The organism is Paenibacillus polysaccharolyticus, assembly GCF_023714295.1.
Classification (GTDB): domain Bacteria; phylum Bacillota; class Bacilli; order Paenibacillales; family Paenibacillaceae; genus Paenibacillus; species Paenibacillus polysaccharolyticus_A.
This window is the reverse complement of the sequence record NZ_JAMAUN010000011.1, coordinates 176,026-200,975: the sequence shown is the minus strand read 5'-3', so window position 1 is coordinate 200,975 and position 24,950 is coordinate 176,026. Positions and strand designations below refer to the sequence as shown.

General features: G+C 47.7%; 20 protein-coding genes and 1 pseudogene. 16 read left to right on the top strand and 5 right to left on the bottom strand.

Annotation, left to right across the window (positions count from 1 at the left end):
- Positions 1-359: 359 nt before the first annotated feature.
- The 7 genes from M3629_RS22840 to M3629_RS22810 all read left to right on the top strand — a co-directional run bounded on the left by M3629_RS22840 (position 360) and on the right by M3629_RS22810 (position 7,654).
- A complete protein-coding gene (locus tag M3629_RS22840) occupies positions 360-1,004 on the top strand; it encodes an SDR family oxidoreductase (RefSeq protein WP_251510596.1) in 645 nt (214 codons plus the stop codon).
- Between the two features lie 53 nt (positions 1,005-1,057).
- Entirely contained in the window at positions 1,058-1,810 is a 753-nt protein-coding gene (locus M3629_RS22835; protein ID WP_251510594.1) for a response regulator transcription factor, read from the top strand.
- On the top strand, positions 1,807-3,192 hold the full coding sequence (locus M3629_RS22830; protein WP_251510592.1) for a sensor histidine kinase: 1,386 nt from the start codon (positions 1,807-1,809) through the stop codon (positions 3,190-3,192). The genes M3629_RS22835 and M3629_RS22830 overlap by 4 nt, the downstream gene beginning before the upstream one ends.
- Positions 3,193-3,296: 104 nt before the next feature.
- Positions 3,297-4,130 carry a PepSY domain-containing protein gene (locus M3629_RS22825; protein WP_251510590.1) on the top strand — a complete coding sequence of 278 codons (834 nt, stop codon included), beginning with the start codon at positions 3,297-3,299 and terminating at the stop codon, positions 4,128-4,130.
- Between the two features lie 173 nt (positions 4,131-4,303).
- The gene (locus tag M3629_RS22820; protein WP_251510588.1) at positions 4,304-4,963 is read left to right on the top strand and encodes a PepSY domain-containing protein; all 660 of its coding nucleotides are present in this window, start codon (positions 4,304-4,306) and stop codon (positions 4,961-4,963) included.
- A 224-nt stretch (positions 4,964-5,187) separates the two neighbouring features.
- On the top strand, positions 5,188-5,985 hold the full coding sequence (locus M3629_RS22815) for an ABC transporter ATP-binding protein (protein WP_251510660.1): 798 nt from the start codon (positions 5,188-5,190) through the stop codon (positions 5,983-5,985).
- Between the two features lies 1 nt (position 5,986).
- A complete protein-coding gene (locus tag M3629_RS22810) occupies positions 5,987-7,654 on the top strand; it encodes a hypothetical protein (RefSeq protein ID WP_251510586.1) in 1,668 nt (555 codons plus the stop codon).
- Positions 7,655-8,592: 938 nt separating this feature from the next.
- Here the strand turns inward: M3629_RS22810 and M3629_RS28730 are convergent.
- Positions 8,593-9,567: a Glu/Leu/Phe/Val dehydrogenase family protein gene (locus M3629_RS28730; RefSeq protein WP_353056771.1), complete on the bottom strand. Its 975-nt coding sequence runs from the start codon at positions 9,565-9,567 to the stop codon at positions 8,593-8,595.
- Positions 9,568-9,792: 225 nt separating this feature from the next.
- Positions 9,793-10,044 (bottom strand): annotated as a pseudogene (locus M3629_RS22800) (Glu/Leu/Phe/Val dehydrogenase dimerization domain-containing protein); the annotation flags it as partial.
- Positions 10,045-10,490: 446 nt separating this feature from the next.
- On the opposite strand from M3629_RS22800, the gene M3629_RS22795 reads away from it, so the two are divergent.
- Positions 10,491-11,006 (top strand): DUF2179 domain-containing protein, encoded by a 516-nt coding sequence (locus M3629_RS22795; protein ID WP_090921575.1) that lies wholly within the window; start codon positions 10,491-10,493, stop codon positions 11,004-11,006.
- A gap of 314 nt (positions 11,007-11,320) precedes the next feature.
- Positions 11,321-12,748 (top strand): hypothetical protein, encoded by a 1,428-nt coding sequence (locus tag M3629_RS22790; protein WP_251510584.1) that lies wholly within the window; start codon positions 11,321-11,323, stop codon positions 12,746-12,748.
- Positions 12,749-12,956: 208 nt separating this feature from the next.
- Here the strand turns inward: M3629_RS22790 and M3629_RS22785 are convergent, their stop codons facing one another.
- The 3 genes from M3629_RS22785 to M3629_RS22775 all read right to left on the bottom strand — a co-directional run bounded on the left by M3629_RS22785 (position 12,957) and on the right by M3629_RS22775 (position 16,537).
- Positions 12,957-13,979 (bottom strand): LacI family DNA-binding transcriptional regulator, encoded by a 1,023-nt coding sequence (locus tag M3629_RS22785; RefSeq protein ID WP_251510581.1) that lies wholly within the window; start codon positions 13,977-13,979, stop codon positions 12,957-12,959.
- 204 nt (positions 13,980-14,183) lie between these two features.
- Complete coding sequence (locus M3629_RS22780) at positions 14,184-15,362, bottom strand: glycoside hydrolase family 130 protein (RefSeq protein WP_251510579.1); 1,179 nt, start codon at positions 15,360-15,362, stop codon at positions 14,184-14,186.
- 2 nt (positions 15,363-15,364) lie between these two features.
- Positions 15,365-16,537 carry an AGE family epimerase/isomerase gene (locus M3629_RS22775; RefSeq protein WP_251510576.1) on the bottom strand — a complete coding sequence of 391 codons (1,173 nt, stop codon included), beginning with the start codon at positions 16,535-16,537 and terminating at the stop codon, positions 15,365-15,367.
- Positions 16,538-16,774: 237 nt separating this feature from the next.
- Here M3629_RS22775 and M3629_RS22770 point away from each other — a divergent pair, with 237 nt between their 5' ends.
- The 7 genes from M3629_RS22770 (at position 16,775) to nikC (ending at position 24,922) form a co-directional block, all read left to right on the top strand.
- Complete coding sequence (locus M3629_RS22770) at positions 16,775-18,085, top strand: ABC transporter substrate-binding protein (RefSeq protein WP_251510574.1); 1,311 nt, start codon at positions 16,775-16,777, stop codon at positions 18,083-18,085.
- 243 nt (positions 18,086-18,328) lie between these two features.
- The gene (locus M3629_RS22765) at positions 18,329-19,216 is read left to right on the top strand and encodes a carbohydrate ABC transporter permease (RefSeq protein WP_154890059.1); all 888 of its coding nucleotides are present in this window, start codon (positions 18,329-18,331) and stop codon (positions 19,214-19,216) included.
- Positions 19,213-20,052: a carbohydrate ABC transporter permease gene (locus M3629_RS22760; protein WP_435368258.1), complete on the top strand. Its 840-nt coding sequence runs from the start codon at positions 19,213-19,215 to the stop codon at positions 20,050-20,052. Before M3629_RS22765 ends, M3629_RS22760 begins: the two co-directional genes overlap by 4 nt.
- A gap of 49 nt (positions 20,053-20,101) precedes the next feature.
- Positions 20,102-21,139: a glycoside hydrolase family 130 protein gene (locus M3629_RS22755; protein WP_251510571.1), complete on the top strand. Its 1,038-nt coding sequence runs from the start codon at positions 20,102-20,104 to the stop codon at positions 21,137-21,139.
- A 276-nt stretch (positions 21,140-21,415) separates the two neighbouring features.
- The gene (gene nikA, locus M3629_RS22750) at positions 21,416-23,056 is read left to right on the top strand and encodes a nickel ABC transporter substrate-binding protein (protein ID WP_251510570.1); all 1,641 of its coding nucleotides are present in this window, start codon (positions 21,416-21,418) and stop codon (positions 23,054-23,056) included.
- Positions 23,057-23,150: 94 nt separating this feature from the next.
- Positions 23,151-24,095, top strand: a complete 945-nt coding sequence (nikB, locus tag M3629_RS22745) for a nickel ABC transporter permease subunit NikB (protein ID WP_251510569.1) — start codon at positions 23,151-23,153, stop codon at positions 24,093-24,095.
- Positions 24,095-24,922, top strand: a complete 828-nt coding sequence (gene nikC, locus M3629_RS22740) for a nickel ABC transporter permease subunit NikC (protein WP_435368260.1) — start codon at positions 24,095-24,097, stop codon at positions 24,920-24,922. Before nikB ends, nikC begins: the two co-directional genes overlap by 1 nt.
- The last annotated feature ends 28 nt before the right edge of the window (positions 24,923-24,950 follow it).

The following is a 24,950-nucleotide window of genomic DNA, read 5'->3' as shown; positions in this document are numbered from 1 at the left end:
TCACGGGTATGAACAAAGGGCTTTATACAGATATTAAATGGAACGATAGAAACCGACAGAAGTCCGAAAGAGAAGAAAACAGAATTGACTGTAAAGAGACCATGCCTGAGTACGATACGTATCACAGAGCCGCAATATAAGTTGGCTTTATGGTCTGCAGAGGTAGGATGCGATACGGGGCCATGCGGTAAGGACCTAAGGTGTGCAGGATTTAGCGACTTAGCCAGCGCTTAAAAGCAGGTGCTTTCGTTTAAAAGATAGGATGAGGCCTTTATTAGAAGTCTATAAGATAATCATCAATATAGCAGGCAGGGAGCAATGATATTGCTCTCTTGAGCAACCTGAGAGGAGAATGAACAATGAACGTACTGGTGATTGGAGCAAATGGACAGATTGGTAAACACTTGGTGGAACAGCTGGCACAGGAAGGCAAACATCAGGTTACGGCTATGATTCGCAAGCCGGAGCAGGTAGACGCACTGAAGGAACTTGGAGCACAGGTTGTCATGGGCGATCTGGAGGGTACTGTGGATGAGCTTGCCGAAGCGATGAAAGATCAGAATGCCATCGTGTTTACGGCTGGTTCAGGCGGTTCAACGGGTCCGGACAAAACATTGTTAATCGACCTGGATGGTGCAGTGAAAACGATGGAGGCCGCAGAAAAACAGGGCATTTCCAGATATATTTTGGTCAGCGCCTATGGTGCCGATCAGCGGAGTAAATGGCCGGAAGAGATCAAACCGTATTATGTGGCCAAGCATTTTGCGGATCGTGCATTGTTCGCCAGTGATCTGAACTATACCATCATCCGTCCCGGAGGCCTGAAAAATGAACCGGGAACCGGCAAAGTGGCTGTGGGTACTGACCTGAAACCAGGTAGCGTTGCTCGTGAAGATGTGGCACGTGTCATTGCAGCCTCCTTGCAGGAAGAGAAGACCTATCGGAGGGCCTTTGATCTGATAGCCGGAGATCATTCAGTATCGGACGCTTTAGGCAAATTGTAAACAGATGTTGTAAACTAACGGGAGAAGGATATGACGGGTGAGGGGGAATCAGCATGAATGAAGCTGTGCTGGTCATTGAAGATGAGCCCAAAATTGCACGACTGCTTGAACTGGAGTTGCAGTATGAAGGGTATCAGGTCACGAAGGCAGACAGTGGAACAGAAGGGTTGGAAAAGTATAGCGAGGGGCAATGGGATTTAATTTTACTGGATATCATGTTGCCTGGTCTGAGTGGCATCGAGGTTTTGAGACGAATTCGAGCCAGAGATGCAGCTATTCCAATCCTCATGCTGACAGCGAAGGATTCAGTAGAGGATAAAGTGTCGGGTCTGGATCTTGGAGCCAACGACTATATCACGAAGCCTTTTCAGATTGAAGAGTTGCTGGCCCGAGTTCGTGCAGCGCTACGACTTGCCGCGGCCTCTTCTGCAAGGACCTTGAATCCTACCTCAGAGCAGGGAGCCTTGCAGGAGTCAGTAGGTCAGCAGCAGGAAGCAGACACAGCGTGGTTAACTGCTGCTGATTTAAAACTGCATGAAGGGACGCGCGAGGTTTTCCGAAAGGGACAATCTATAGAGCTTACCCCTCGCGAGTTTGATCTGCTGGTGTATCTGCTACGCAATCAGCGTCAGGTGCTCAGTCGGGATCAGATCGTACAATCCGTGTGGGGATACGATTATTATGGCGATACCAATGTGGTGGACGTGTATATCCGTTATGTGCGCAAGAAGGTGGACAACGGATTCACGCCACCTCTAATACATACCGTAAGGGGCGTAGGATACGTCCTGAAGGAGCAAACATGAGCCTGCGCAGTAAAATCTACGGATACTCGTCGGTTCTATTTGCCGTGCTGTTAATTGCAGTGAATCTGTCTGTCTACCTTGTATTTGAGCGAGTATCCATTAATAATGAGATTCGCCGAGTCGAAGCAGAAGCCGAATCGATCGTCGCAGGAGTACGTCAGTCCGCTGGCTCGATTCCGCCAGACGATCTGCTCCGGGCTTATGCGCCCGTGAATGGCATGCTACGCATTGTACATGAAGACGGCAGCAGTTCACCTGTGACCACAACGGGAGCATCCGAACAACTCAGCAAGTTGTCTTATCAATATGAGAATGAGAAGAAGGCAGAGTATACCCAGGTGGATCAGGTCGGATATGTGTGGGTATCGATGCCATTAATCTGGCCGGATGGCGAAGTGGTAAATCTGCAGGTAACTCAGAGTGTAGCTGAAACAGAGAGTGGACTTGCTACCCTGCGTACAGTACTAGTCATCGTGACTATTGTTGCCCTGATTCCTGCCGTGATCTCCAGCCGAATTTTGGCGAATCGCATGACAAGACCGATCCAGCAAATGACACGTACAATGAGTGATATTCAAGCGAGTGGGCAGTTCAAGCGACTTCCGCTGGAGGCAAAATCAAAGGACGAACTGAACACGATGGGACAAACGTTTAATCGCATGATGGATCTGCTGGAGTCGAATTTCGAACGGCAGGAACGTTTTGTCTCGGATGCATCACATGAGCTAAAAACACCGCTGACGATCATTGAGAGTTATGCCAGTTTGCTCAAGCGCCGGGGGAAGGAGCGTCCTGAAGTGTTTGATGAAGCGGTGGAAGCAATTCTGTCGGAGTCGGTACGTATGCGTGAGTTGACGGAGCAGTTGCTGCTCCTGGCCAAGCAGCCGGAGCAATGGAATGTACAGCTGGAGCGCGTAGATATTGTGAAGCTAACTGGGGATTCTACGCGTGCATTCCGCGAAGCATATCACCGAGAAGTGCGCTGTGACGCTTACGGACCCATCTGGGCGATCAGTGATGAGAGCAAGCTCAAGCAGCTGCTATTTATTTTGCTGGATAATGCACGGAAGTATAGTGAAGATGCCATTGAAGTCAAGGTGGAGAGCCAAGGAGAAAACTGCCGGATATGGATCGTGGATACAGGTATAGGTATGCGGCAGGAGGATCTGGCGAAAGTGTTTGACCGTTTCTACCAGGTCGATGTCTCCAGAACCCGAAACGGGAGTACTAGCGGATCTGGGCTCGGACTGTCGCTTGCCAAGGAGCTGGCAGGCGCTGTGGGAGCACAGATTGAGCTAATAAGTACCGAAGGTGTTGGCACGGAAGCATGCATTATTGTTCCGCGAGCCAAATCGGACAGCCCGGGCAACTCACTCTCATGAAATTCTCATTCTTCTCTTCTATACTGATGACATACAAAGCTACTTATAACGTGTCAATGTGGATACTCAGATAAGATATGGAAGAATGTGAGGAGGGAGTGCGCATGACAGAGCAGGGAAAGCGGCCTGAAATGACACGTAGTGAACATGAGCATAGGCGTGGAGGGGAAAATATAAATAGAAATCATGCAGGTAAAGGAACTCGAAAGTTACTGTGGTTAGGGGCCGGAACATTGGCTGTCGCACTTGTTGTAGCTCTGGTGTGGTGGAAACCGTGGGAACCAGCCCGTGAGCAGTTATCTGCTGATGCAGTCGCACAATCTGTGCTGAATCAATATCCAGGGGAGATTATTCATACTACTCTGAAGGACGGTACGTATTTGATGCAGCTCCGCTCGGAGACGGGTTTATACGATGTGCAGGTTGATGCATTTACGGCGGCTGTTCAATCGATCAAACGTCTGGAGGCGAATCCGCAGTCTGAGGAGAAGACGTTGTGGAGTCGTGAGCAGATGAAATCAGAATTGTTGAAGCAAAGAGCCGGAGAGCAGCTTGTATCGCTGGAATTGGTTGAACAGCAGGGCAGTCCTGTGTACACCGCAGTGGTGAAAGGCAAGGATAACAGCCGCCAAGAATTGACGATTGATCCCTATACAGGAGAGGTTATCTCCTCCAAAGCAATCAAGTCAACTCCTTCATCAGAAGCCGGGGGAACAACGGAGAAAGAGCCACAGTTTCTAAGTGAGAAGCAGGCGGAGCAGAAAGCACTTGCGAGAGTTCCTGGCGAAGTGGATGATGTGGAGCTACGTGGCACGAACAGTGGCAATCCGTATTACTTGGTTGAGATCGATCTGGAAGATGGCCGGGAGGCGACGGTGCAGGTAAATGCGATTTCGGGTGCCATACGTTCGGTAACTTGGGATAAGGACGACGATTAGGAGATGCTCAACTACGTGAACATCTTTAGATCCAACTCTACCGTTCTCTAAAAAGGTGTAAGCATACTCTCCTCATTTTCTCATCAAATTCTAATCTTTCTCTCGCTAATCTCTCATTCGCCTAGGTTATTTTAAATATGTAGACGAGAATGAGAACAATAACGAGGAGATGAATGATGATGATGAACAAACATAAACTTTGGATCGGCAGCTTGTCCGCAGCGGTGCTGCTTGGTGGATCAGCTGTTGCAGCTAGCGGCAATATGAACGGGCAACCGGTGCCAAAAGTACAATCTGAAACAACACAATCCGCACCAGCCTCAGTGACACAATCCACGAGTGCGAACCAGAACAACACAGGTAAACTGCTGACCGTATCCCAAGCTAAATCCATAGCGCTGAAAGCAGTGGAAGGTAAAGTGGATGATGTGGATTTGGAGCGTAAAAACGGTCAAACGTTCTATGAAGTCGAGATCGACAGAAAAGGTCAACCGGATGTGACGGTTAGGTTGGATGCCTATACGGGTAAGGTTTTAGCCGTTGTTAATGATGATGACTACGATGACGATGATGATTATCGTGATAATGGAACAAGTAACTCTTCGAGTGCGTCTGCTTCCAATCAGGTTAAATTGACGGTTGCACAAGCTTCCAACATTGCACTGAAACAAGTGACTGGTGGCAAAGTCACCAAGGTTGAACTGGACCGTGATAACGGTCGTTATGTCTATGAGATTGAACTGAGAACAGCTCAAGGTGAGGCAGACGTTGATATCGACGCAAACACAGGTAAGGTGTTGTCGTTTGATCAGGATTTTGATGACGAGGATTAATTGATAAATTGCAGCGAAGTATGGAATTGATTTTCGACTCTGATCACTGTTTGCGGTATATACAGCTTAGACCGATCGTATCAGCGGAAAGACGCTTCGAATGAAGCGTCTTTTTTTCGTACTCTATAGAGTTCATAGATCCTATAATCCAAACTGTGGTAAACTAGTAGAATTGTAGAAATAGTATAGACAAGGAGCTGGATAACGAAGTGGCTGGTGAACAAATGAGATCGGAAACGACTAGAGAACAAGTACTGTCAATTGAAGGCTTACGTATGCGGTATAACGGGCGTTATGTGTTGAACGGCATCGACCTGGAAGTGAATCGGGGAGAGATGATCGGATACATCGGTCCGAATGGAGCTGGCAAGAGTACAACAGTGAAAATATTGCTTGGATTAGTGGAAGGGTATGTGGGGAACGTTCGGATTTTTGGACAGGATATCGCAGACGGCGGTGTGGAATATAAGCGTAAAATCGGGTATGTGCCGGAAGTGGCAGAACTGTATGAACAATTGACTCCGGCCGAGTATTTGACGTTTACGGGAGAGTTGTATGGCTTGTCCTATGAAGATGCAGATTATAAAGCAAAGCTGCTGATGGATTGTTTTGGACTGGAAAAATCATATCATTCCCGCATTGCCTCCTTCTCCAAAGGGATGCGTCAGAAAGTGCTGTTAATCTCGGCTCTGTTACATGATCCTGATCTGCTGTTTCTGGATGAACCGCTGAGCGGGCTGGACGCCAACAGTGTAATGGTGGTGAAAGAGATTTTGTCACAGCTGTCCGCAAAAGGCACAACGATCTTCTATTCGTCACACATTATGGATGTGGTGGAGAAGATCAGTAGCCGGATTGTCTTGATAGCCGAGGGCCGTGTCGTGGCAGATGGCACGTTCAAGCAACTCCAGCAACAATCGATGGAAGGGTCACTGGAGGAAGTGTTTAATCAATTGACAGGCTTTAATGAACATAAGGCGATTGCTGAGCGCTTTGTGTCGATTGTGCAGGAGGTGAACTAATATGGCGAAACCCTCCGATTTTCGTACGCTCCAAGTTCTGGATCGTTTTCGGCCAATCATTACCAAGACGGGTGCTGATTATGATGTGCTACGCCTTATTTTACGGGTGAAGTTCCAGATGGATCAGCGCAGAGTGCCTACGATTATGGCTGGAAGGTCAAAGAGCAAGGAGAACAAAGAAGGTAACCAGTATGTTCGCTCTCTCTGGCTGTATGCCTTGATGGGAGCAATCATGGTTCCCTTTGTCGTCTGGGATACAGGACAATTCATGCTTCAGATGGGCATTCTGTTTGGCGTGCTTATGTTTATGATTATGACGTCGATGATTTCGGATTTTTCATCCGTACTTCTCGACATCCGGGATAGAAATATTATTTTGACCAAACCTGTTAATGCGCGAACGGTGGGTATGGCGAGAGCCATTCATGCCGGAGTCTATCTGGTGCTGCTGACAGGTTCAGTGACGGCTGCGCCGCTGATCGCCGGGCTTGTTACGCACGGGATTGGTTTCTTTCTACTCTTTCTATTACAGATTATTCTGATCAGCATCCTGATTCTGGTGAGCACATCTCTTATCTATCTGTTCATGATGAGGTTTCTGGATGGGGAGAAGCTGAAAGACATGATTAATATGGTGCAGATTTTGCTTTCCGTGGGGATTGCGATTGGATATCAGTTTGTCGTTCGTTCCTTCGATATTATTGATTTTAAAGTAGCTTTTACGCCGGAATGGTGGCAACTGCTGTTACCTCCGCTATGGTATGCTGCTGCATACGATTGGTTGTTCGCAGGTCGTGGCGGGGTGTGGATCTATACGTTAACAGCGCTGACTGTTGTTGTTCCGTTGATATGCCTGATCGTATATGTGAAGCTTATGCCATCCTTTGAGCTGTATTTAGAAAAAATGGCTCATTCCGGCCAGACATCGAGTCGCCGCCGAGGAACGTGGGACCGCATGCTTGCCAAGCTGTTCAGTCGCTCTACCGAAGAACAAGCCTGCTTTCGTCTGTCAGCCAGCATGATGCGCAATGAACGGGAATTCAAGCTTAAAGTATACCCTTCGCTAGGTTTTTCGTTAGTGATGCCTTATATTTTCTGGTATACGGCTTTACAGTCATCGACCTGGGAAGCATTCAGGCAAAGTTCATTTATGTACACCTTATACATTATGCTGGTTCTTTTGGTAACCACCGTAATCATGCTGAAATATTCTGGCCAGTACAAGGCATCATGGATCTTTCGCGTGGCGCCAATAGTGAATGAAAATGTATTATATCGAGGCGCCCTGAAGGCTTTTCTAAGCAACATATTTATACCGGTATTTCTGTTGAATGCGGTTGTTTTCACATGGACATTTGGACTTCGGATTTTGCCGGACATTGCGATTATTCTGCTCACAGCTACGGCGCTAATCCCGGTATCCGGGAAATTTATGCTGCAAAAGCCGCCGTTCTCCCAATCGTTCAGTGTGGCCCAGCAAAGTGACGGCTGGTATATTTTCGCTGCTTTGCCTGTGTTCGCTTTACTGTGGGGTGCTCATGTCCTTTTTCGCTCCTTTTCCGGAGGCGTTTGGATGTACGGTATGATCTTGATTTTGGCGAATGTGCTGCTGTGGACGCTGTTGTATCGTGTGAAGAAACCAGTGGTCAAGTCGTCTGTGGTCGTTTGAGCTGGAGTCCACCGATGTATCTTTCAGAGTTGTTAGCCTGATTGAACTGGTCGCTGGCTTAAGCCGTGTAATTTTAAGTAGTGGGTCTAAGCATGATTGATGGAAGTGAGTATTTATTTTCGCCCCGTGAGCATCTTGCAACTACCCGCACGCGGGGCTCTATTACATAACGAGGTTGGTTAATCAAGGGAAGAAGTGAGGGGATGGAGTAGGGGAGCTTAAAATAAAGTGTATGAAAGGAATGAAGAAATGAAGAGAATTAGCAAACAAAAAGTAAACGAAATAAACAAAGCAAACATTGCAAACAAAGCGTAAATAGTGACTGAATTAGGTATAGTGAGTAACTCAAATTGCAATAGATGGACAAGTAACCTAAACAAGTAAGTGAACGTGCAATAGATTGGATGAGTAGCCCAAACAACTGAGCGGATGTGCAGTAGATTAAATAAGTAACTCAATCAAGTAACCCTAAGTTCAGTAGAGGCGAACGTGAGTTGTGATTCTAACGATCTCAGATGAGCTTATTTGGGCGAAAAGTGGATCTCAGGAATTCTAACGATCACCCGGAAGCTTATTTCTGCAAAAGAGGGGTTTTAGCCCGAAAAAGAGGGGACTTTTGCAAAATAGCGTGTCTGGAGATCGTTAGCCTGGTACAACATGCAAAATGGGCCAAATAACGTCTCCTGTGATCGTTAGAGTGTGGCGACAACTAACTGGTGGGCAGATGTTAGTGTAAATGCAGATACAGATACAGTTTTAGATGCAAAACCAGGTGCAGGTGTAGATGTAAGTGAAAGTGTAAATGTAAATGCAAGCGTGAGAACAGGAGGGAAACATTTTTTAGAATAAAGAGTTCTACCTGGCTCCGAATAAAAATGCTAATCAGTACTCGCCTTATCCATGAAAGACAAAGACATTTTAGGTGTGAATTATTGGGCCTAGTCGGTCTGGCCTGATTCGAGAATGGTCTCGGCCAGACGATCGGCTGCATCTGCTGTGAAGATTCCAGATCGCGCAGCCTCTGCGTATACCTTGCTGAGCGTGCCCGCAATCCCCGCCACTTTCTGGCGGATCAGGTCAGGCCCAGCTCCCTGCAGTTCGCAGGCGGTGCTGATAATGCCGCCTGCGCTCAGCACGTAGTCAGGCGCGTACAGAATGCCGCGCGCCTGCATGCGGCCAGCAACCAGCTGTCGTTCACTCAGCTGGTTGTTGGCCGCCCCGGCGACAATGGAGCAGCGAAGCTCCTCCACGGTCGCCGGGGTGACCACACCCCCTAGGGCACAGGGGGCGAACACCTTGCAGTCAGCGGCGTGAATACGGGCCGGATCGGCCGAAATGGCGCCGCTGAACTGCACAAGGGCACGTTGTACCCGTTCCAGTACAACGTCTGCCACGATCAGCCGTGCCCCGGCTGCATGCAGGTAACGGCACAGGGCATGCCCGACCTTGCCCAGTCCCTGGACGGCAACGGGAATGCCCTGCAGATCGGCTACGCCCTGGTGGCGCAGAGAGGTGACAATGCCGATGTACACGCCGTAGGCGGTCATGTCGGCAGTGAAGTCATCCTGTGCGCCAAGGGAACCCGTGGTATCCGTCACATATGCCGTCTCCACCCGGATCTGGTCCATGTCTGCCGCCGTTGTGCCCAGATCCAGACCTGTCACGAAGCGACCTTGTAATCGCTCCAGAAATCGCCCGAGAGCCCGAAACTGCGATGCGCGAATTTCTTTATTCTTCGCTGGATCTGCCAGACCTTGGCCAAACGTACCATCTACTGACGAGTCTGCTTGCGTCCTGCTAAAAGAGCCATCTTTCGTTGTGTCCATCCACACTTTGTCTTGTGCTTGTGTTTGTGTTTCGTCTTCCGAATTCTCCGCTATGATCCCGTTGTTCGCTTCGCCTGCTTCGTCCATTCCTGAGTTTGCCAGCATCTTGCCCAGTGTATTATTCTTTGATAAGTTCACTAGCCCTTCACCAAACGCGTCTCCATTAACCGATTCAATCAGCGTCCCACCAAACATATCGCCTTTATTCGAGTCGAGCATCGCCCCATCAAGCGTATCGCTCTTCACGGAGTCCGCCTGCTCTCCGCCGACCCGTTCCCCCGTCGTCATCTGCTCCGAAGCACCGGTCACATCCCAGACAACAGCCTTACCTCCGCCATAGGGCAAACCCGCCATGGCATTTTTGTAGGTCATGCCTTTGGCCAGCATTATCGCATCCCGGATTGCTTCTTCTTTGGATGTATAGGCCCAGTAGCGGCATCCACCCAGAGCTGGACCAAGAGTTGTGTTATGAATGGCAATGATTGCTTGAAGTCCGCTGGAGGAATCGTGGCAAAAAACAAGCTTTTCCATACCTTCCTGCTCCATCTCCCGCCATATTTCCATGGAACACTCCTCCTTTGAAGTTCATTCGTCCTGTACTCAATAAAGGCAACGGATTTCCTTATAGAACGTGCATCCCGTCTGTATTTTGGCTCGAATATTTCTCTTGCATGGCTCGAAAGATAAGGGATCACCCTAAATCCAGTGTGATTTATACATCATATTCGCGCTACGGTTATTACGCCCCTGGGACTATCGCCGGGTTGAACATCGACACAAACGGTTTTATAATGGCAGTTCCGGCATAGCCGGACCGGATAGATGCCCGGAAATTTACATCAAACCGTTTAGGAAGAGGGCATAACGTCCAATGATGGAGATAGAGGAATATGATGGACTACATGAGCCTGGGTTGTTAAACGCATCTCCAATAAGATGGAAATGTTCGCCATGCAACACGTAACAAAGGCCCTGATTCATTGAAAAGGTCTAGGAAAGAGGGATCGTCATTGCTTAAAATTTTGTTATTTATCTTTTTGATTCAGATTGTATATGTATCGGCCTATACCCTTCGCATGATTTTAACGCTCAAAGGACAGAAATACATCGCTGCCCTGATCAGTATGGGTGAGATTGTAATCTATGTACTGGGCTTGAATCTGGTACTTAGCTATTTGACCCAGCCGTCTGCGCTGATTGTATACGCCGTGGGATACGGGCTTGGAGTACTGCTCGGAGCATGGATTGAGGAAAAAATTGCGCTTGGTTACGTTACCGTAAAAGTGATTTGCAACCAGATGGACGGAGGGCTTGCAAATGCTTTGCGCGATAAAGGGTATGGTGTAACCTCATGGGTTGGTAGCGGACGAGACGGAGATCGGCTGGTTATGGAAATTTTGGCGAAACGCAAAAACCAGAAACTGCTCTACCAGACCATTCTGGCTCTCGATCCCAAAGCTTTTGTCATCACCGTTGAGCCCAAACAGTTCCATGGCGGCTTCTGGACACGTTCCATCAAAAAGTAAAATCGGGCAGGTCTGCACTAGATGCGGTCCTGTCTTTTTTATTTCATTTATCTGCACACGTGTTATTCTCTTCACGGATTTCCCATTCCTACATCAAACCCCGTTATACAAGTTAACTTGATACGATGCCAGGTTGTTTCGGGTACCATTTGCCTCCTGTCGGCTGTTCTCAAAGGGATGTGAAATCAGGATTATTGTTGTAATCGATTCCAACATTTACATTGTGAATATGTCACTTGCGACATGACATGCCGCAGAGAGACAGGCAGGACAACTCATCATTCATCATCATACTATCGGGAGGAATCAATTCGATGAAAAAAACAGTACGAAGTTTATGTAGCACGGCTCTGGCCCTTACGCTAGGGTTCACCTTATTATCCGGACCTGCGAGTGTGCAGGCAGCGGGCAACGCGGATTACAATCTGACCGGTTTCTCCCAAGGGAACACAGGCGGCGGAATCATCAGTGAGTCGAGCACGTCTACGTATAAAAAAGTGTATAATGCCACCGATCTGGCGCTGGCTCTGAAAAAGAACTCCGGTGTCAAAGTCGTTGAAATTATGAACGACCTCAACTTGGGATGGAACGAGATTCCTAGCGCCGCACAGACTTCGCCTTTCGCGAAGCATAACGATGCACTGACACATCCGGTATTGAAGCAGACGGGTGTCAGCAAAATTACGGTGGACGGCTTCAACGGCCTAACCATTTTCTCGGCCAATGGTTCCAAGATCAAACACGCTGCCATCACGGTGAAACGAAGCTCCAACGTGATTATTCGTAACCTGGAATTCGATGAGCTCTGGGAATGGGATGAATCGACCAAAGGGGATTATGACAAAAACGATTGGGATTACATTACTCTGGAGGACAGTAGCGGTGTGTGGATCGATCACTGCACGTTTAACAAAGCCTATGATGGACTCGTCGATTCGAAAAAGGGAACAAGCGGTGTAACTATCTCCTGGTCCACCTTCAAAGGGGATGACGGCAGCGCGAACAGCTGGGTTACCCGTCAGATTAACGAATTGGAAGCCAATAAATCTTCCTATCCAATGTATAACCATCTGCGTAGCAGTGCGGTCGGTTTAAGCAAAGAAGATATCATCGCTATCGCCGGGCCGCAGAAAAAAGGGCATCTCGTCGGTGCAACCAGTCTAGAGTCGGCTAACGCTAACCTGTCGATTACTCTGCATCATAACCTGTATAAAGACATTCAGGATCGCATGCCTCGTCTGCGTGGCGGTAATGCCCACGCCTATAACATCATCATGGATGCTACAGATGCCCGTTCAGCTCAAGCGCGCATTACTAACGCTATGGCCACAGCCATTGCATCTAAAGGCTACAAATTCGGTATTACCAGCAATGGGGCTATCTCCACCGAAAGTGGCGCAGTGTTAGTTGAAAAATCAGTAATCAAGGATGTGCAGTATCCTGTACGCAACAATCAGACAGATCCGACCAACGCCACATACACCGGAAAAATCAGTGTGCTCGATACGATTTACTCTCTAGATGGAAGTTCCTTCCGTGGTAATAGTGACACAGCAGGTAGTCCACTTGCACCTGTTCCGGCTGTCATCAAACCGTTCTCGTGGAATGGTTTTGGTTCCCTTCCATACAGCTACCAGACAGATGATCCATCTACACTGAATGCACGTCTCACTGCTTCCAACGGTGCAGGAGCAGGAAAGTTAACTTGGTCTAAAGACAACTGGCTGAAGACAAGCTATTGAGTGAAGTGCTCCGTACAATCTAACGATTAAAAATAAGTAAAAAAAACAAGCGATCCTGCAGTTGTTGCGGGGGCGCTTGTTTTTAATGTTACTTGTCCATGTTACTTGTCCATGTTACTTGTCCATGTTACTTGCCTCAGCTCCAAATGCCTTCAATTTACTGTTCATGGCTTAAAGGCTTTATGTTCAGTGGTCTCCTGCTTCATTATTATTGTGTCGTTGTTGTCACTTGAGGTTGAGTCTCTGGTGCAACACTTACTGATTCACGATAGATGATATTGCCCTTTACATGAACGCGACCGAAGCTACGGTTCGGGTTGTCGATCTTTTTGAGCATGGATTGAACAGCCGTCCGTGCCATCTGTTCGATATCTACTTCAACTGTGGTGAGTTTAGGTTCAGACAGCATGGCGTAGATATCATTGTCGAACCCAACGACAGAGCATTGGGCCGGCACTTGAATACCCAGTGAAGTCAGCTTCTGCACGAGCAGATGAGCAACCTGATCACAGTTGCAGACAAATGCGGTGGGAAGCTGTTCTGGTAGATCGATCTCGATAAACGTACCTCGTTCATCCCGATCATTAAGCACCAAATCCGGGTTCATGGGCATCCGGTGCTCAAGCAAAGATTTATAATAACCTAGAAAACGATCCTGAATGCTGCTAGTCGAATACAGATTACCTACATAAGCAATACTGCGGTGTCCCTGCTGGATCAGATAGTTTGTCATTTCATACGCGGCATAGAAGTTGTCCGTCACAACGGAATCGATATCGGAATGTTCATCGTAGAAATCGAGGAACATCTTAGGTACGTCCATCGACTGCACCAATTCAATATACTCCTTGCTGACCTGACCCAGCACAATGAAGCCGTCAACCTTGCTGTCACTGTACAGTTTGGGCAGGGATAGCTCCTCTTCATCCTCACTGTTCAAAATGTGAAGAATACCGTAATACCCCTGATCCTCCAGATGTTTGGTAATGCGTTGGAACACGCGTACATAGAACGATTGCGTAGGACCGGTAAACCGCTCCGGGATAATTACACCAACATTATGAGTTAAGCCTTCCTTCATTGAACGGGCTGTGGCGTTATACCGATAACCCATCTGGACGGCAAGTTGTTTAATCTTTTCCTTTAATTCGCCACTGACGCCTTCTTTGTCATTCAACGCTTTCGAGACGGTCACACTGCTGACCCCGAGCCTGTCGGCGATATCCCGCATGGTGATATTGTTCTTCAGCTTTGGTCGCCTCCTTCAAGCCGGTTTAAATACAATGTGATGTCATTATGCTGACCGCTTCTTCAACATAATCACAATCCATTTCAGTATACATCTTAACCCAACTGGAATAAAGCGATTCCAGGCGTTGCAGGGCTATTTTCGCAATTACGGAAGCCAGCGGGGTTAGATTGTGCATTGTTCATGTTACTGTTCTTGCAATAAACGTTCGTTCTGCTCAATCAGGTTTCCACGCTGGCTGGAACAGTCCAGGGAACGATAAGGGTCAGCAGGAGTATTAAACGTGTAATCCATCAATTGCTCCAGCGTGGTTGTGGCAACATGACAGCGCGTATCACTGGATGCATAATAGATAAAGACTTCACCCTTCTCATTAACCACGGCACCGTTGCAAAAAATAACATTGGATACATCGCCTACGCGCTCGTCATCATAAGGGGCAATGAAGTGCCCGCCCGGTTTGGCGATGATGCGTGCCGGATCATGCAGATCGGTGGCGAAGGTGTACAGTACGTACCTAAGACCTGCTGCGGTGTTCCGTACGCCGTGGGCAATATGAATCCAGCCGCGGTCTGTTTTGATCGGGGCAGGGCCTTGACCATTTTTCACCTCATACACCGTATGGTATTTCCGTTCATCTATAATGATCTCTTCGTGAATAACCGGATTCAGGATATCCTCGCACAGACCGAAGGCAATACCGCCACCGCTGCCTGTGGAGATAAATCCATCCTGCGGACGTGTGTAGAAAGCATATTTACCATCGACAAACTCGGGATGCAGCACCACATTCCTTTGCTGCGGGGAGTTCGTCGTAATATTCGGAAGGCGTTCCCAACGGGTCAGGTCACGTGTGCGAACCAGACCCGCCTGTGCAACAGCGCTGGAGGTATCGAAGGCAGGCGCATCCGGGTCTTTGCGTTCCGAGCAATAGATGCCGTAGATCCAGCCGTCTTCATGCTGAACCAGACGCATGTCATATTGATTGGTTTCCGCTGCATCGATATCGTCCCAGACAAGCGATTTGCGGGTGAAGCGGAATCCGTCTACGCCGTTGTCGCTCTCTGCAAGGGCAAAGATCGATTTCCGATCCAGTCCTTCCGTGCGTACGACCATAATGTATTTTCCGTTGTGATAGATTGCTCCCGGGTTGAGTGTTGCGTTAATGCCCAGACGTTCCATGAAATACGGATTCGTTGTTTCGTTTAGATCAAATCTCCAGTGCAGTGGCACATGATGGCGTGTAATGACCGGATACCGATAACGCTGGTAAACGCCATTGTAGAAGGAAGAATCCACCTCATTTTGACGTGACAAAAGCTGCTCCTGCTGTTCCAGTAACAATTTGTATTTTGGGTGTATCATGCTTATCCCATCCTCTCCATTAGTTCAATGCAAAATCGGCTGTTATGGTAAGGGCATTTCCACGGTCCGGCTACTTCGTGCTGATCAGGTGTGCCATTTTCGTCCACAGCCCAGTACCATTCACCGCCTGGCCGGGAATCCACGATGTGCGTCTGCGTATAATTCCACAACTGTTCGACCGTTTCCAGAAATTTAGAATCCCCAGTGCGATGATAGGCGTTATAGAAACCAACCATCGCTTCCGCTTGAACCCACCAGATGCGTGTGGTATCTACATGCTTGCCTTCCTGTTCATTCATAAGTGAACCATCCGACTGTACAGCTACATTCATAATGTTGTATGCGATATCCGTAACCATGGCGGCATACTGCGGATGATGTTCAAGTCCCAGTACCTTGAGTGCTTCGTCAATCAGCCAGCTGGCCTCGATGTCATGTCCAAATGACCTCAGATCAATGATGGATTCCCACCTTTTGTTGAAAAATACCCCGAGGAACCTGGTGTTCTTGTCATATACCCGTTCATACAGAATTCCGAGCAGTCGCTCAAGAGATGCTTTTACTTGTGGGTCCGGCCACACCCTGTATAGGGTGGTGTAGGCTTCCAGCACATGAATGTGCGTATTCATCGTGTAATCCGCAATGACCCCGTTTTCACTCAACATTTCATTCGGCTGTTCATTCCAACATCGGTCAAACTGCTCTTTGTAAGCAGATGATTCTGTGTTGAACCCTTTGCTCTCAATCAGCATATAAAGCGTTTTCGCTAAGTCCAGCGCAGAAGCATCATGGGTTGCACGATAGTATTCGCTGAGCGCATATACGCCAAAGGACTGGGTATACACATGTTTACTTGTATCCAGCGTTTCACCAGTGGCATCGACCATCCAGTACATCCCTCCGTGCTCTCTGTCTATCAGGTGTCCAGTGAGAAAACGATAGGCGTGTTCAGCGTGCTCCCGCCAGATGTCCTCACGGGTTATCCGATAGGCCGCGGTAAAAGACCAGAGCTGCCGTGCTGTAGCGATCCCGCCTTTTGGTGCCTGACGATTGATCTGCAGATCGTTGCCAACCCAGCCGTAGAATCCACCATGATCTTCATCTTTTAACTTAGACCAGAACGGCATAATCTTCGTCTTCCAATGCTCCGCAATTTCTGTTTGAAGCTGCTTCATCTTATGAGTCATCCAGAGCGTCCCTTCTTCCATACAAAATCATATTCAATTAAATTAAGTTATCGGTAACTTTATAAAGTAATATTAGTTCCATAAAATTACCTTGTCAACGAAATATAACTTTCATTTTTTGTTGAAGTAATAAATAATTCAATTGACAGGTAAACGCTACCATAATAGAATCTATTTTGTAACCTTAACGATAACTTAATTTAATTAAGGAAGGGGTCGGAACAAATGAGGAAAAATAAAGGCTGGGTATCGCTGCTCACAATGATACTTATCACTTCGCTACTTGCAGCGTGTTCAACAGGAGGGGGTACGCAGTCGGGAGAAGAGATCAGCACAGATCCGGCAGATATTAAGGGCGAAATTACCGTTTTGACGCAACGTACAGATATTGTGGATACCGTATTCAAGGACTATGCGGCCGAATTCACTAAGGAGTATCCGGATGTGAAAGTGAATTTCCAGGCTTTGGCTGATTACGAGGGACAGGTGAAGATTCGGATGAGCACCAAAGATTACGGCGATGTACTTATGATTCCGACCAGTGTTCCGATTGCCGATATCCCTGATTTTTTCGAACCGCTTGGCACATATGATGAACTGAAAGGCAAATATACCGCTATTGAAGAGCGGATGGTGGATGGTCAGGTATACGGCATTCCAACCGTTATTACGTTCTCCGGTATCATTTATAACAAACAAGTCTTCAAAGACGCGGGCATCACCGAGCTTCCGAAGACACCAGAGCAATTCCAGGCAGCACTTCAGAAGGTAAAAGACAACACGGATGCGATCCCGCTCTATACAAACTATGCATCCGGTTGGGCACTTACCCAATGGGAGGCCGACCTGCCGACGGTTGCGGGCAGTGTAGATTATGTCAACGTGGATCAACCAAACACGGATGAGAATTTCGTGCCAGGGAAACCACATTACGAGCTATATAAAGTGCTTTATGATGCAGCGAAGAACGGCCTGATCGAGAAAGATCCAACAACAACAGACTGGGAGAGTTCCAAGGCAGATCTGGCTAATGGCAAAATTGCAACGATGGCTCTTGGATCATGGGCGATTACACAGATTCAAGGCATGACAGATAAACCAGAAAATATTGGTTTCTTACCCTTCCCGACTAATGCTAGCGATGTAATCGTACCGCTGTCCGCGGATTACAACATCGGCATGAATGTGAACAGCGAGAACAAACCTGCGGCAAAAGCATGGATCGACTGGTTCCTGGCGAAATCCAACTATGCGGTTGAGCAAGGAGGAGGCATGAGTGCGGACAAGAGCGCAGAGCTTCCGCCGATTCTGGATCAGTATAAAGATGTAAAATTCTCTACTTTAACTCCGGCTAAAGAGGGGCAAGAGGGATTGATGGACAAAATCGATAACGAAGGCGAGATTGGCCTCTGGCAACCTGACTTCAAGAAACGAATTATTGAAGCAGCTATCGGTAACCGAAGCGAATCGTATGATGACATCATGAAAGACCTGAATGATAAATGGGTAAAAGCCCGCGCAGAGGTTACGAAATAATAGGAAAAACGAGTGATCATCCGGGAGAAAGAAGTAAGTAGCTGATGTAAGCAGATGTATTGCGGTGCCGGTAGTTATGGGATTTTTGGGCCAGGTTTTTACACGGGGAAAACCATCAGTGAATTGACTGAGGTGATGAATTATAAAGAGTGTATTCACTTGGCCCACCCTGCGGTTACATCCGCGAAGCGATACGGAGCGTTTATGACCAAGGCGGCTGAACCGCTGGGAGGTGTGGGGAGCATGAAGTACTGGAGAATTTCAAACTGGAGTTACTCAGCGCAACGCATATTTATTATCTGTGCCTTCTCGATTATTCCGCTGGCACTGCTATTTACGTTTGCTTATTTGCCTGTCATTAACATGTTCAAATACAGCTTTACCGATTGGAATGGATACAGTAAAAGGTTCGACTATGTCGGATTTGATAATTACACACGGATTTTTAGCGATCCTGAATACTTTAAAGTGTTTATCGTCAGTTTGTATTATTTTGTGGCAACCTTTGTACAGATGGGTCTGGCCCTCTATTTTGCCACGATCCTCAGCTTCAAAATCCGGGGCAAAAATTTCTTTAAGGGAATCCTGTTCTTTCCTTACCTGTTGAATGGCGTGGCCATCGGGTTTATCTTCCTCTTTTTCTTCAAACCGGATGGAACACTCGATACGCTGATGCAGGCGATTGGACTGGGCCAGTACACCCAGCTTTGGCTTGGTAACCCGAATATCATTAACGTATCGCTTGCGGGTGCATCGGTCTGGAGATACATGGGCTTCAACTTCATCATCTTCCTGGGTGCGATTTCTTCGATTCCGAAGGATGTGTATGAGGCCTCCGATATTGACGGTGCGAACCGCTGGCAACAATTTCGCCATATCATTTTGCCGAGTATTACCCGCATTCTGCAACTTAACCTGATCTTGGCCATAAGCGGCGCAATCAGTGCGTTCGATATTCCATATATTATGACCGACGGTTCCAACGGCAGTATGACCTTTGTTATTCAGACCGTTCACTTGGCATTTAAATACGGCAAATTGGGACTCGCATCAGCGATGGCTGTCGTGCTGCTCCTGATTGTTATTCTTGTAACGCTGGTGCAGCGTGTCAGCATGAAAGGAGAGGAATGAACGTGAATCAATTCAAATATACCATCGCCAGCATAATCAAATACGTTTCTCTGATTCTGGCGGCGTTCATTGCACTTTTGCCTATCATAGTGATCCTGTTTGCGTCCCTGAAGACCAATGCCGAGTATGCCAATAGCAGTCCACTGGCCCCGCCCGCCAACTGGCTTAACTTTGCGAATTATGCCAAGGCATTTGTGGATGGCAACATGCTTGTCGGCTTCAAAAATACAATCATTATTCTAATCATATCCATCGTGGGTGCAACGTTGACAGGTTCCATGATTGCGTATGTTCTGGATCGCTTCAAGTTCAAAGGCAAAAAAATCATGGTTGCTGCATTTCTGCTGGCTACCCTCATCCCGAGTGTAACGACACAAGTTGCCACCTTCCAGATTATTAACGCCCTCGACCTGTTCAACACACGGTGGGCAGCTATTGTCATGTATCTGGGAACCGATATTATCGCGGTGTACATCTTCCTGCAATTTCTCGGCTCGATCTCCAGCGCGCTGGATGAATCGGCTATGCTGGACGGTGCTTCATACTTCACGATCTATTGGAGAATTATATTGCCTTTGTTGAAACCGGCGATTGTCACGGTCATTATCGTCAAAGGTGTCAACATTTACAACGATTTCTACACGCCATTCCTGTACATGCCAAAAACCGATCTACAGGTAATATCCACCGCCCTGTTCAAGTTCAAGGGCCCCTTCGGATCACAGTGGGAGGTCATCAGTGCCGGGATTATGATTGCCATTATTCCAACGATGATTATATTCCTGTTGCTTCAGAAATACATCTACAACGGTTTTGCGCAAGGTTCCGTGAAATGATTGCGTGAAACCTTTTTTGAAATCATTCAATTAGAAGGAGAAATGAGATATGACAGTCACTGAAACGAAAAAGGTACACATGGTTGGGGATGCTTTGCCAAATATGCCTTGGGAGGATAAGCCGGAAGGAACGGAAGGCCCGGTGTGGAGACACTCGGCTAATCCGGTGGTACCACGTAATCCGGTGAAGGGAGTTGCCCGTATTTTTAACAGCGCAGTCGTTCCTTATGAGGGGAAATTCATCGGTGTATTCCGTGCCGAGACGGTCAATGGCCGTCCACACCTGCACATGGGTTCGAGTGAAGATGGGTTATCTTGGACCATTGAAGAAGAGCGTATCGCTTTTGTGGACGAACAAGGCGAACCGTTTATGCCAAACTATGCATACGACCCGCGTCTGGTCAAAGTGGAAGATACCTATTACATCATCTGGTGTACCGATTTTTACGGTGCGGCCCTGGGTCTCGCCAAGACGGAGGACTTCAAAACGTTTGTCCGTCTTGAGAATCCGATGCTGCCATTCAATCGCAATGGTGTATTGTTTCCGCGTAAAATCAACGACAATTATGTGATGCTGTCCAGACCAAGCGATAGCGGACATACCCCGTTCGGAGACATTTTCCTGAGCGAAAGCCCGGATCTGGTGTACTGGGGCAAACATCGTCATGTCATGAGCAAAGGCGGTCAGGGCTGGTGGCAATCCGTAAAAATTGGCGGTGGCCCCGCTCCGATCGAGACGTCTGAGGGTTGGCTGATGTTCTACCATGGCGTAACCGGAACGTGCAACGGTTTTGTGTACAGTATGGGTGCGGTTATTCTTGATCTGGATGAGCCGTCCAAAGTAAAATATCGTTCCTCCAACTTCGTGCTGACACCAGAGAAATGGTATGAGGAGCAGGGCTTCGTTGATAATGTTGTCTTCCCATGCGCAACCCTGCATGATGCGGATACCGGACGAATTGCCATCTATTACGGCGCAGCCGATACCTATGTCGGTGTGGCCTACACAACGGTCCAAGAGATCGTGGACTATGTCAAAGAAACGGATGAAGTGATCGCTGGCGACCGCGAGGAAGGCAAACTATAGTGGGTTTTTGCACATCCAGAAATGACTAGATAAATGGAGTATAGATTATGAAGTGAGAGGAAATGTACAGGGAATATGCAGCAAATCTACTTATGTGAACCTAAGAAGCCCTCCTCCTATAGGAAGGGCTTTTTTAGCTATTTAATGGGCATACATATTATGTCGATTTTTGTTGACAAAAGGGAGGCTAGTTCATATTCTTAATGAATATGAGAATCATTATCACGGTAATGATCAGGTAAAGAATGAGAGAAGAGAGAAAAGGGGTTTATTTCTATGTCAGGACAACGACGGAAACGTTTGACTACTCTTATGATGGCAACAACACTGTTGTTGCTGTTATTTATCGTGGGTTGCAGTAATACAGGAAGTGACAAAGAAACTTCTTCTGCTTCGGGAGATCAGGCGGCTTCGGCGAAGTCGATTACGATGTCCTGGCCACGGGATATCGGTACAATGAATCCACATACGTACAATCCGTCCCAATTGTTTGCACAATCCATGATCTATGAACCACTGGTGAGTTACCAGAAGGATGGTAAACTGGAACCGGCACTTGCTGAGTCATGGACCATCTCTGATGATGGCAAAGTATATACTTTCAAGTTGCGCCAAGGGGTGAAATTTTCTGATGGCACGCCTTTTAATGCTGAAATTGTGAAAAAGAATTTTGACTCCATCATGAAAAATAAAAAAACACATAGCTGGCTTGGCATCGTCAGTGTGCTGGACAAGACAGAGGTCGTGGATGACCATACGTTCCGTATGACTCTTACCGAGCCGTATTATCCTGTACTTCAGGATCTGTCCGTTGTTCGTCCGTTCCGTTTCCTGGGTGCGGCTGGATTCCCGGATGATGGGGATACGTCCAAAGGCATTAAAGAGCCGGTAGGTACGGGCCCGTGGATGCTCGCTGATTATAAGCAGGATGAGTATGCGGTCTTCAAACGCAACCCGAATTACTGGGGTACTGCACCGGCGTTCGATCAGATTACGGTCAAAATCATCCCTGATGCAGAGACACGTGTGCTTGCTTTTGAAAAGGGCGACCTGGATCTGATTTACGGTGAAGGCGTGATCAGTCTGGATGCGTTCCAGCAACTTCGTGAGAACGATAAATATGTAAGCGAACTGTCTGACCCTGTAGGTACTCGTGACCTGTTGCTTAACTCTTCGAATCCGAAGTTGTCTGATGTGAGAGTGCGGAAGGCACTCCAACAGGGCTTCAACAAAAAAGCGATGGTGGAAGGCGTTACGTCGGGTCTGGAAGAACCGGCTGATACAGCACTGTCCAAAAACTACCCATATACCAATGTGGATCTGAAACCGATCGAATACAACGTGGAGCAATCCAAAGCGTTGCTGGATGAGGCAGGCTGGAAGCTGCCGGCAGGCGGAACCGTACGTGAGAAGGATGGACAGAAGCTGGAATTCGAATTGATTTTTGATAAAACCGATCCGATTCAGAAAGCGATGGGTGAAACCATTCAGGCCGAATGGAGCGAGCTGGGGGTTAAAGTAAACCTTACCGGACTTGAACTAACGGTACAGATTAAACGTCTGAAAGCCAATGATTTCGATCTGTACTTCTGGTACAATTACGGGGCACCATACGATCCACATTCCTTCATTAACGTCGTAGCAAGCCCGGGATTCGGAATCTCCGAGACACTAACTGCTTTGCCGATGAAAAAGGAACTGGACGAGCAGGTGCATGCAGCACTGTCTTCTACAGACGAGAAGAAACGTCAGGAACTGTATACATCCATCCTGACGACTTTGCAGGAGCAATCGGCAATTGTACCGATCTCTTATGTGAAGAAAACAGCCGTATATCAGAAGAAGATTGCTAAATTTGTCTTCCCGGCCAATCGGGATGAAAATCCGTTTGTGGGAATGCAGTTGAGCAATCCATAATCATAGTTGATGAGCGTCAAAAATGTAGTAATGAACACGTAACACATCAGGCAACAAGAGCTTGTGTGGCATGGTAAAAGGGGAGGAAAGTTTGGTGATCGGCTATATAGGTAAACGAATGATCGCGATCATTCCTATCGTTTTTATCGCTACACTTGTCACGTTTGGGCTAATCCATATTTCACCGGTTGATCCAGCCGAAGCGTATCTGACCGCTGCACATATTTATCCAACACCAGAGCTGCTGGCGGAGAAGCGACATGAATTCGGTCTGGATCGGCCTTTGCTCACTCAGTATGTGGATACGTTGAAGAGGATGGCCCAGCTGGATTTTGGTACCTCGTATCTCACGAATAAACCGGTGATCGATGAGGTCAAGGATAAGTTCCCGGCTACAGCAGAACTGGCCTTGTGGAGCATTCTGTTCTCTGCACTGGTGAGTATTCCTCTCGGAATTTTGGCGGCGGTATACAAAAATAGCTGGATTGATATGGTCAGCCGGGCAATCTCTTATTTTGGTGCTTCCATTGCGCAGTTCTGGCTCGGTTATCTGCTCATTTTCTTTTTTGCCGTGAAACTGGACTGGCTTCCCGTCGAAGGGCGAGGCTCTTGGGAGAACCTGGTATTGCCTACGCTTACGCTTTCTATGGTGATGATTGCGTTATACACCCGTATGTTGCGTACCAGTGTACTCGAACAATTACAGGAAGCATATGTGCAATACGCCAGAACCCGCGGCTTACGTGAACGGGTTATCATGCTGAAACATGTGCTCAAGATTGCCATTACCCCGTTTATTACAGGAATGGGCATGACCATGGGCAGGCTGTTAACAGGAACAATAATTGTAGAGCAGGTCTTCTCATGGCCGGGTTTCGGGCGTTATTTTGTCGAAGCCATCTTCAACCGAGATATTCCCGTGATCCAATGTTATGTCTTTATTTCGGCTTGTCTGTTCATCGTGTGTAATCTAATCGTTGATCTGGTGCAGCTGTATATGGACCCGCGGATTTCGGCGAAAGGACGGGCAGAGCATTGATGAACCGATGGCGAACGATATTTCGAGGAAAAAAAATCATTTGGATTTGCGCTACGATCGTGCTGCTTTTCTTCATCCTGGCATTATTGGCCCCATGGATCGCACCACATGATCCGGTCAAAGTTAACCTGTTGCAGAAGTTAAAGGACCCATCTGCCGAACACTGGCTCGGCACAGATCATCTGGGCAGGGACAATCTCTCCAGACTTCTCTACGGAGCGCGGGTTTCGATTGGATTTGCAACGATGATCTTCCTGTCGTCTTTGATTATCGGGCTTATTGTTGGATCGATCTCCGGTTATCTCGGTGGCTGGATTGACAATGTGCTGATGCGTTTATGTGAAGGCATATTGGCATTTCCACAGCTGGTACTGGTGCTGGGCATCGTCGGGATCTTCGGTCCAGGTCTGATGCAGATTCTGCTGGCGCTCATGATGGTGCAGTGGGTGCATTATGCGCGGATATGCCGAAACATGGTGGTTAGCTTGAAGGAACGGAACTTTATCGCAGCCGCTCGAATTATTGGTTCCTCCACCTGGACGATCATTCGTAAACATATCATTCCCAATGTGCAACGTCCCATCGTGGTCATGGGCACACTGGAGATGGGCTGGGCGATTATGGATATCTCGGCGCTGTCCTTCCTGGGGCTTGGCATTCAGCCGCCTAATGCGGAGTGGGGAGCCATGATTCATGAAGGCACAGGGTATATTCGCAGTCATCCGGAGCTGATGATCTATCCGGGTGTAGCCATTCTGCTGGTGGTGATGACGTTTAACATTTTGGGAGAAGCTTTATCTGATCGTTACGGCATTTCCAAAAAGTAATGGTGAAAATAAACTGGACAGGGGGGAA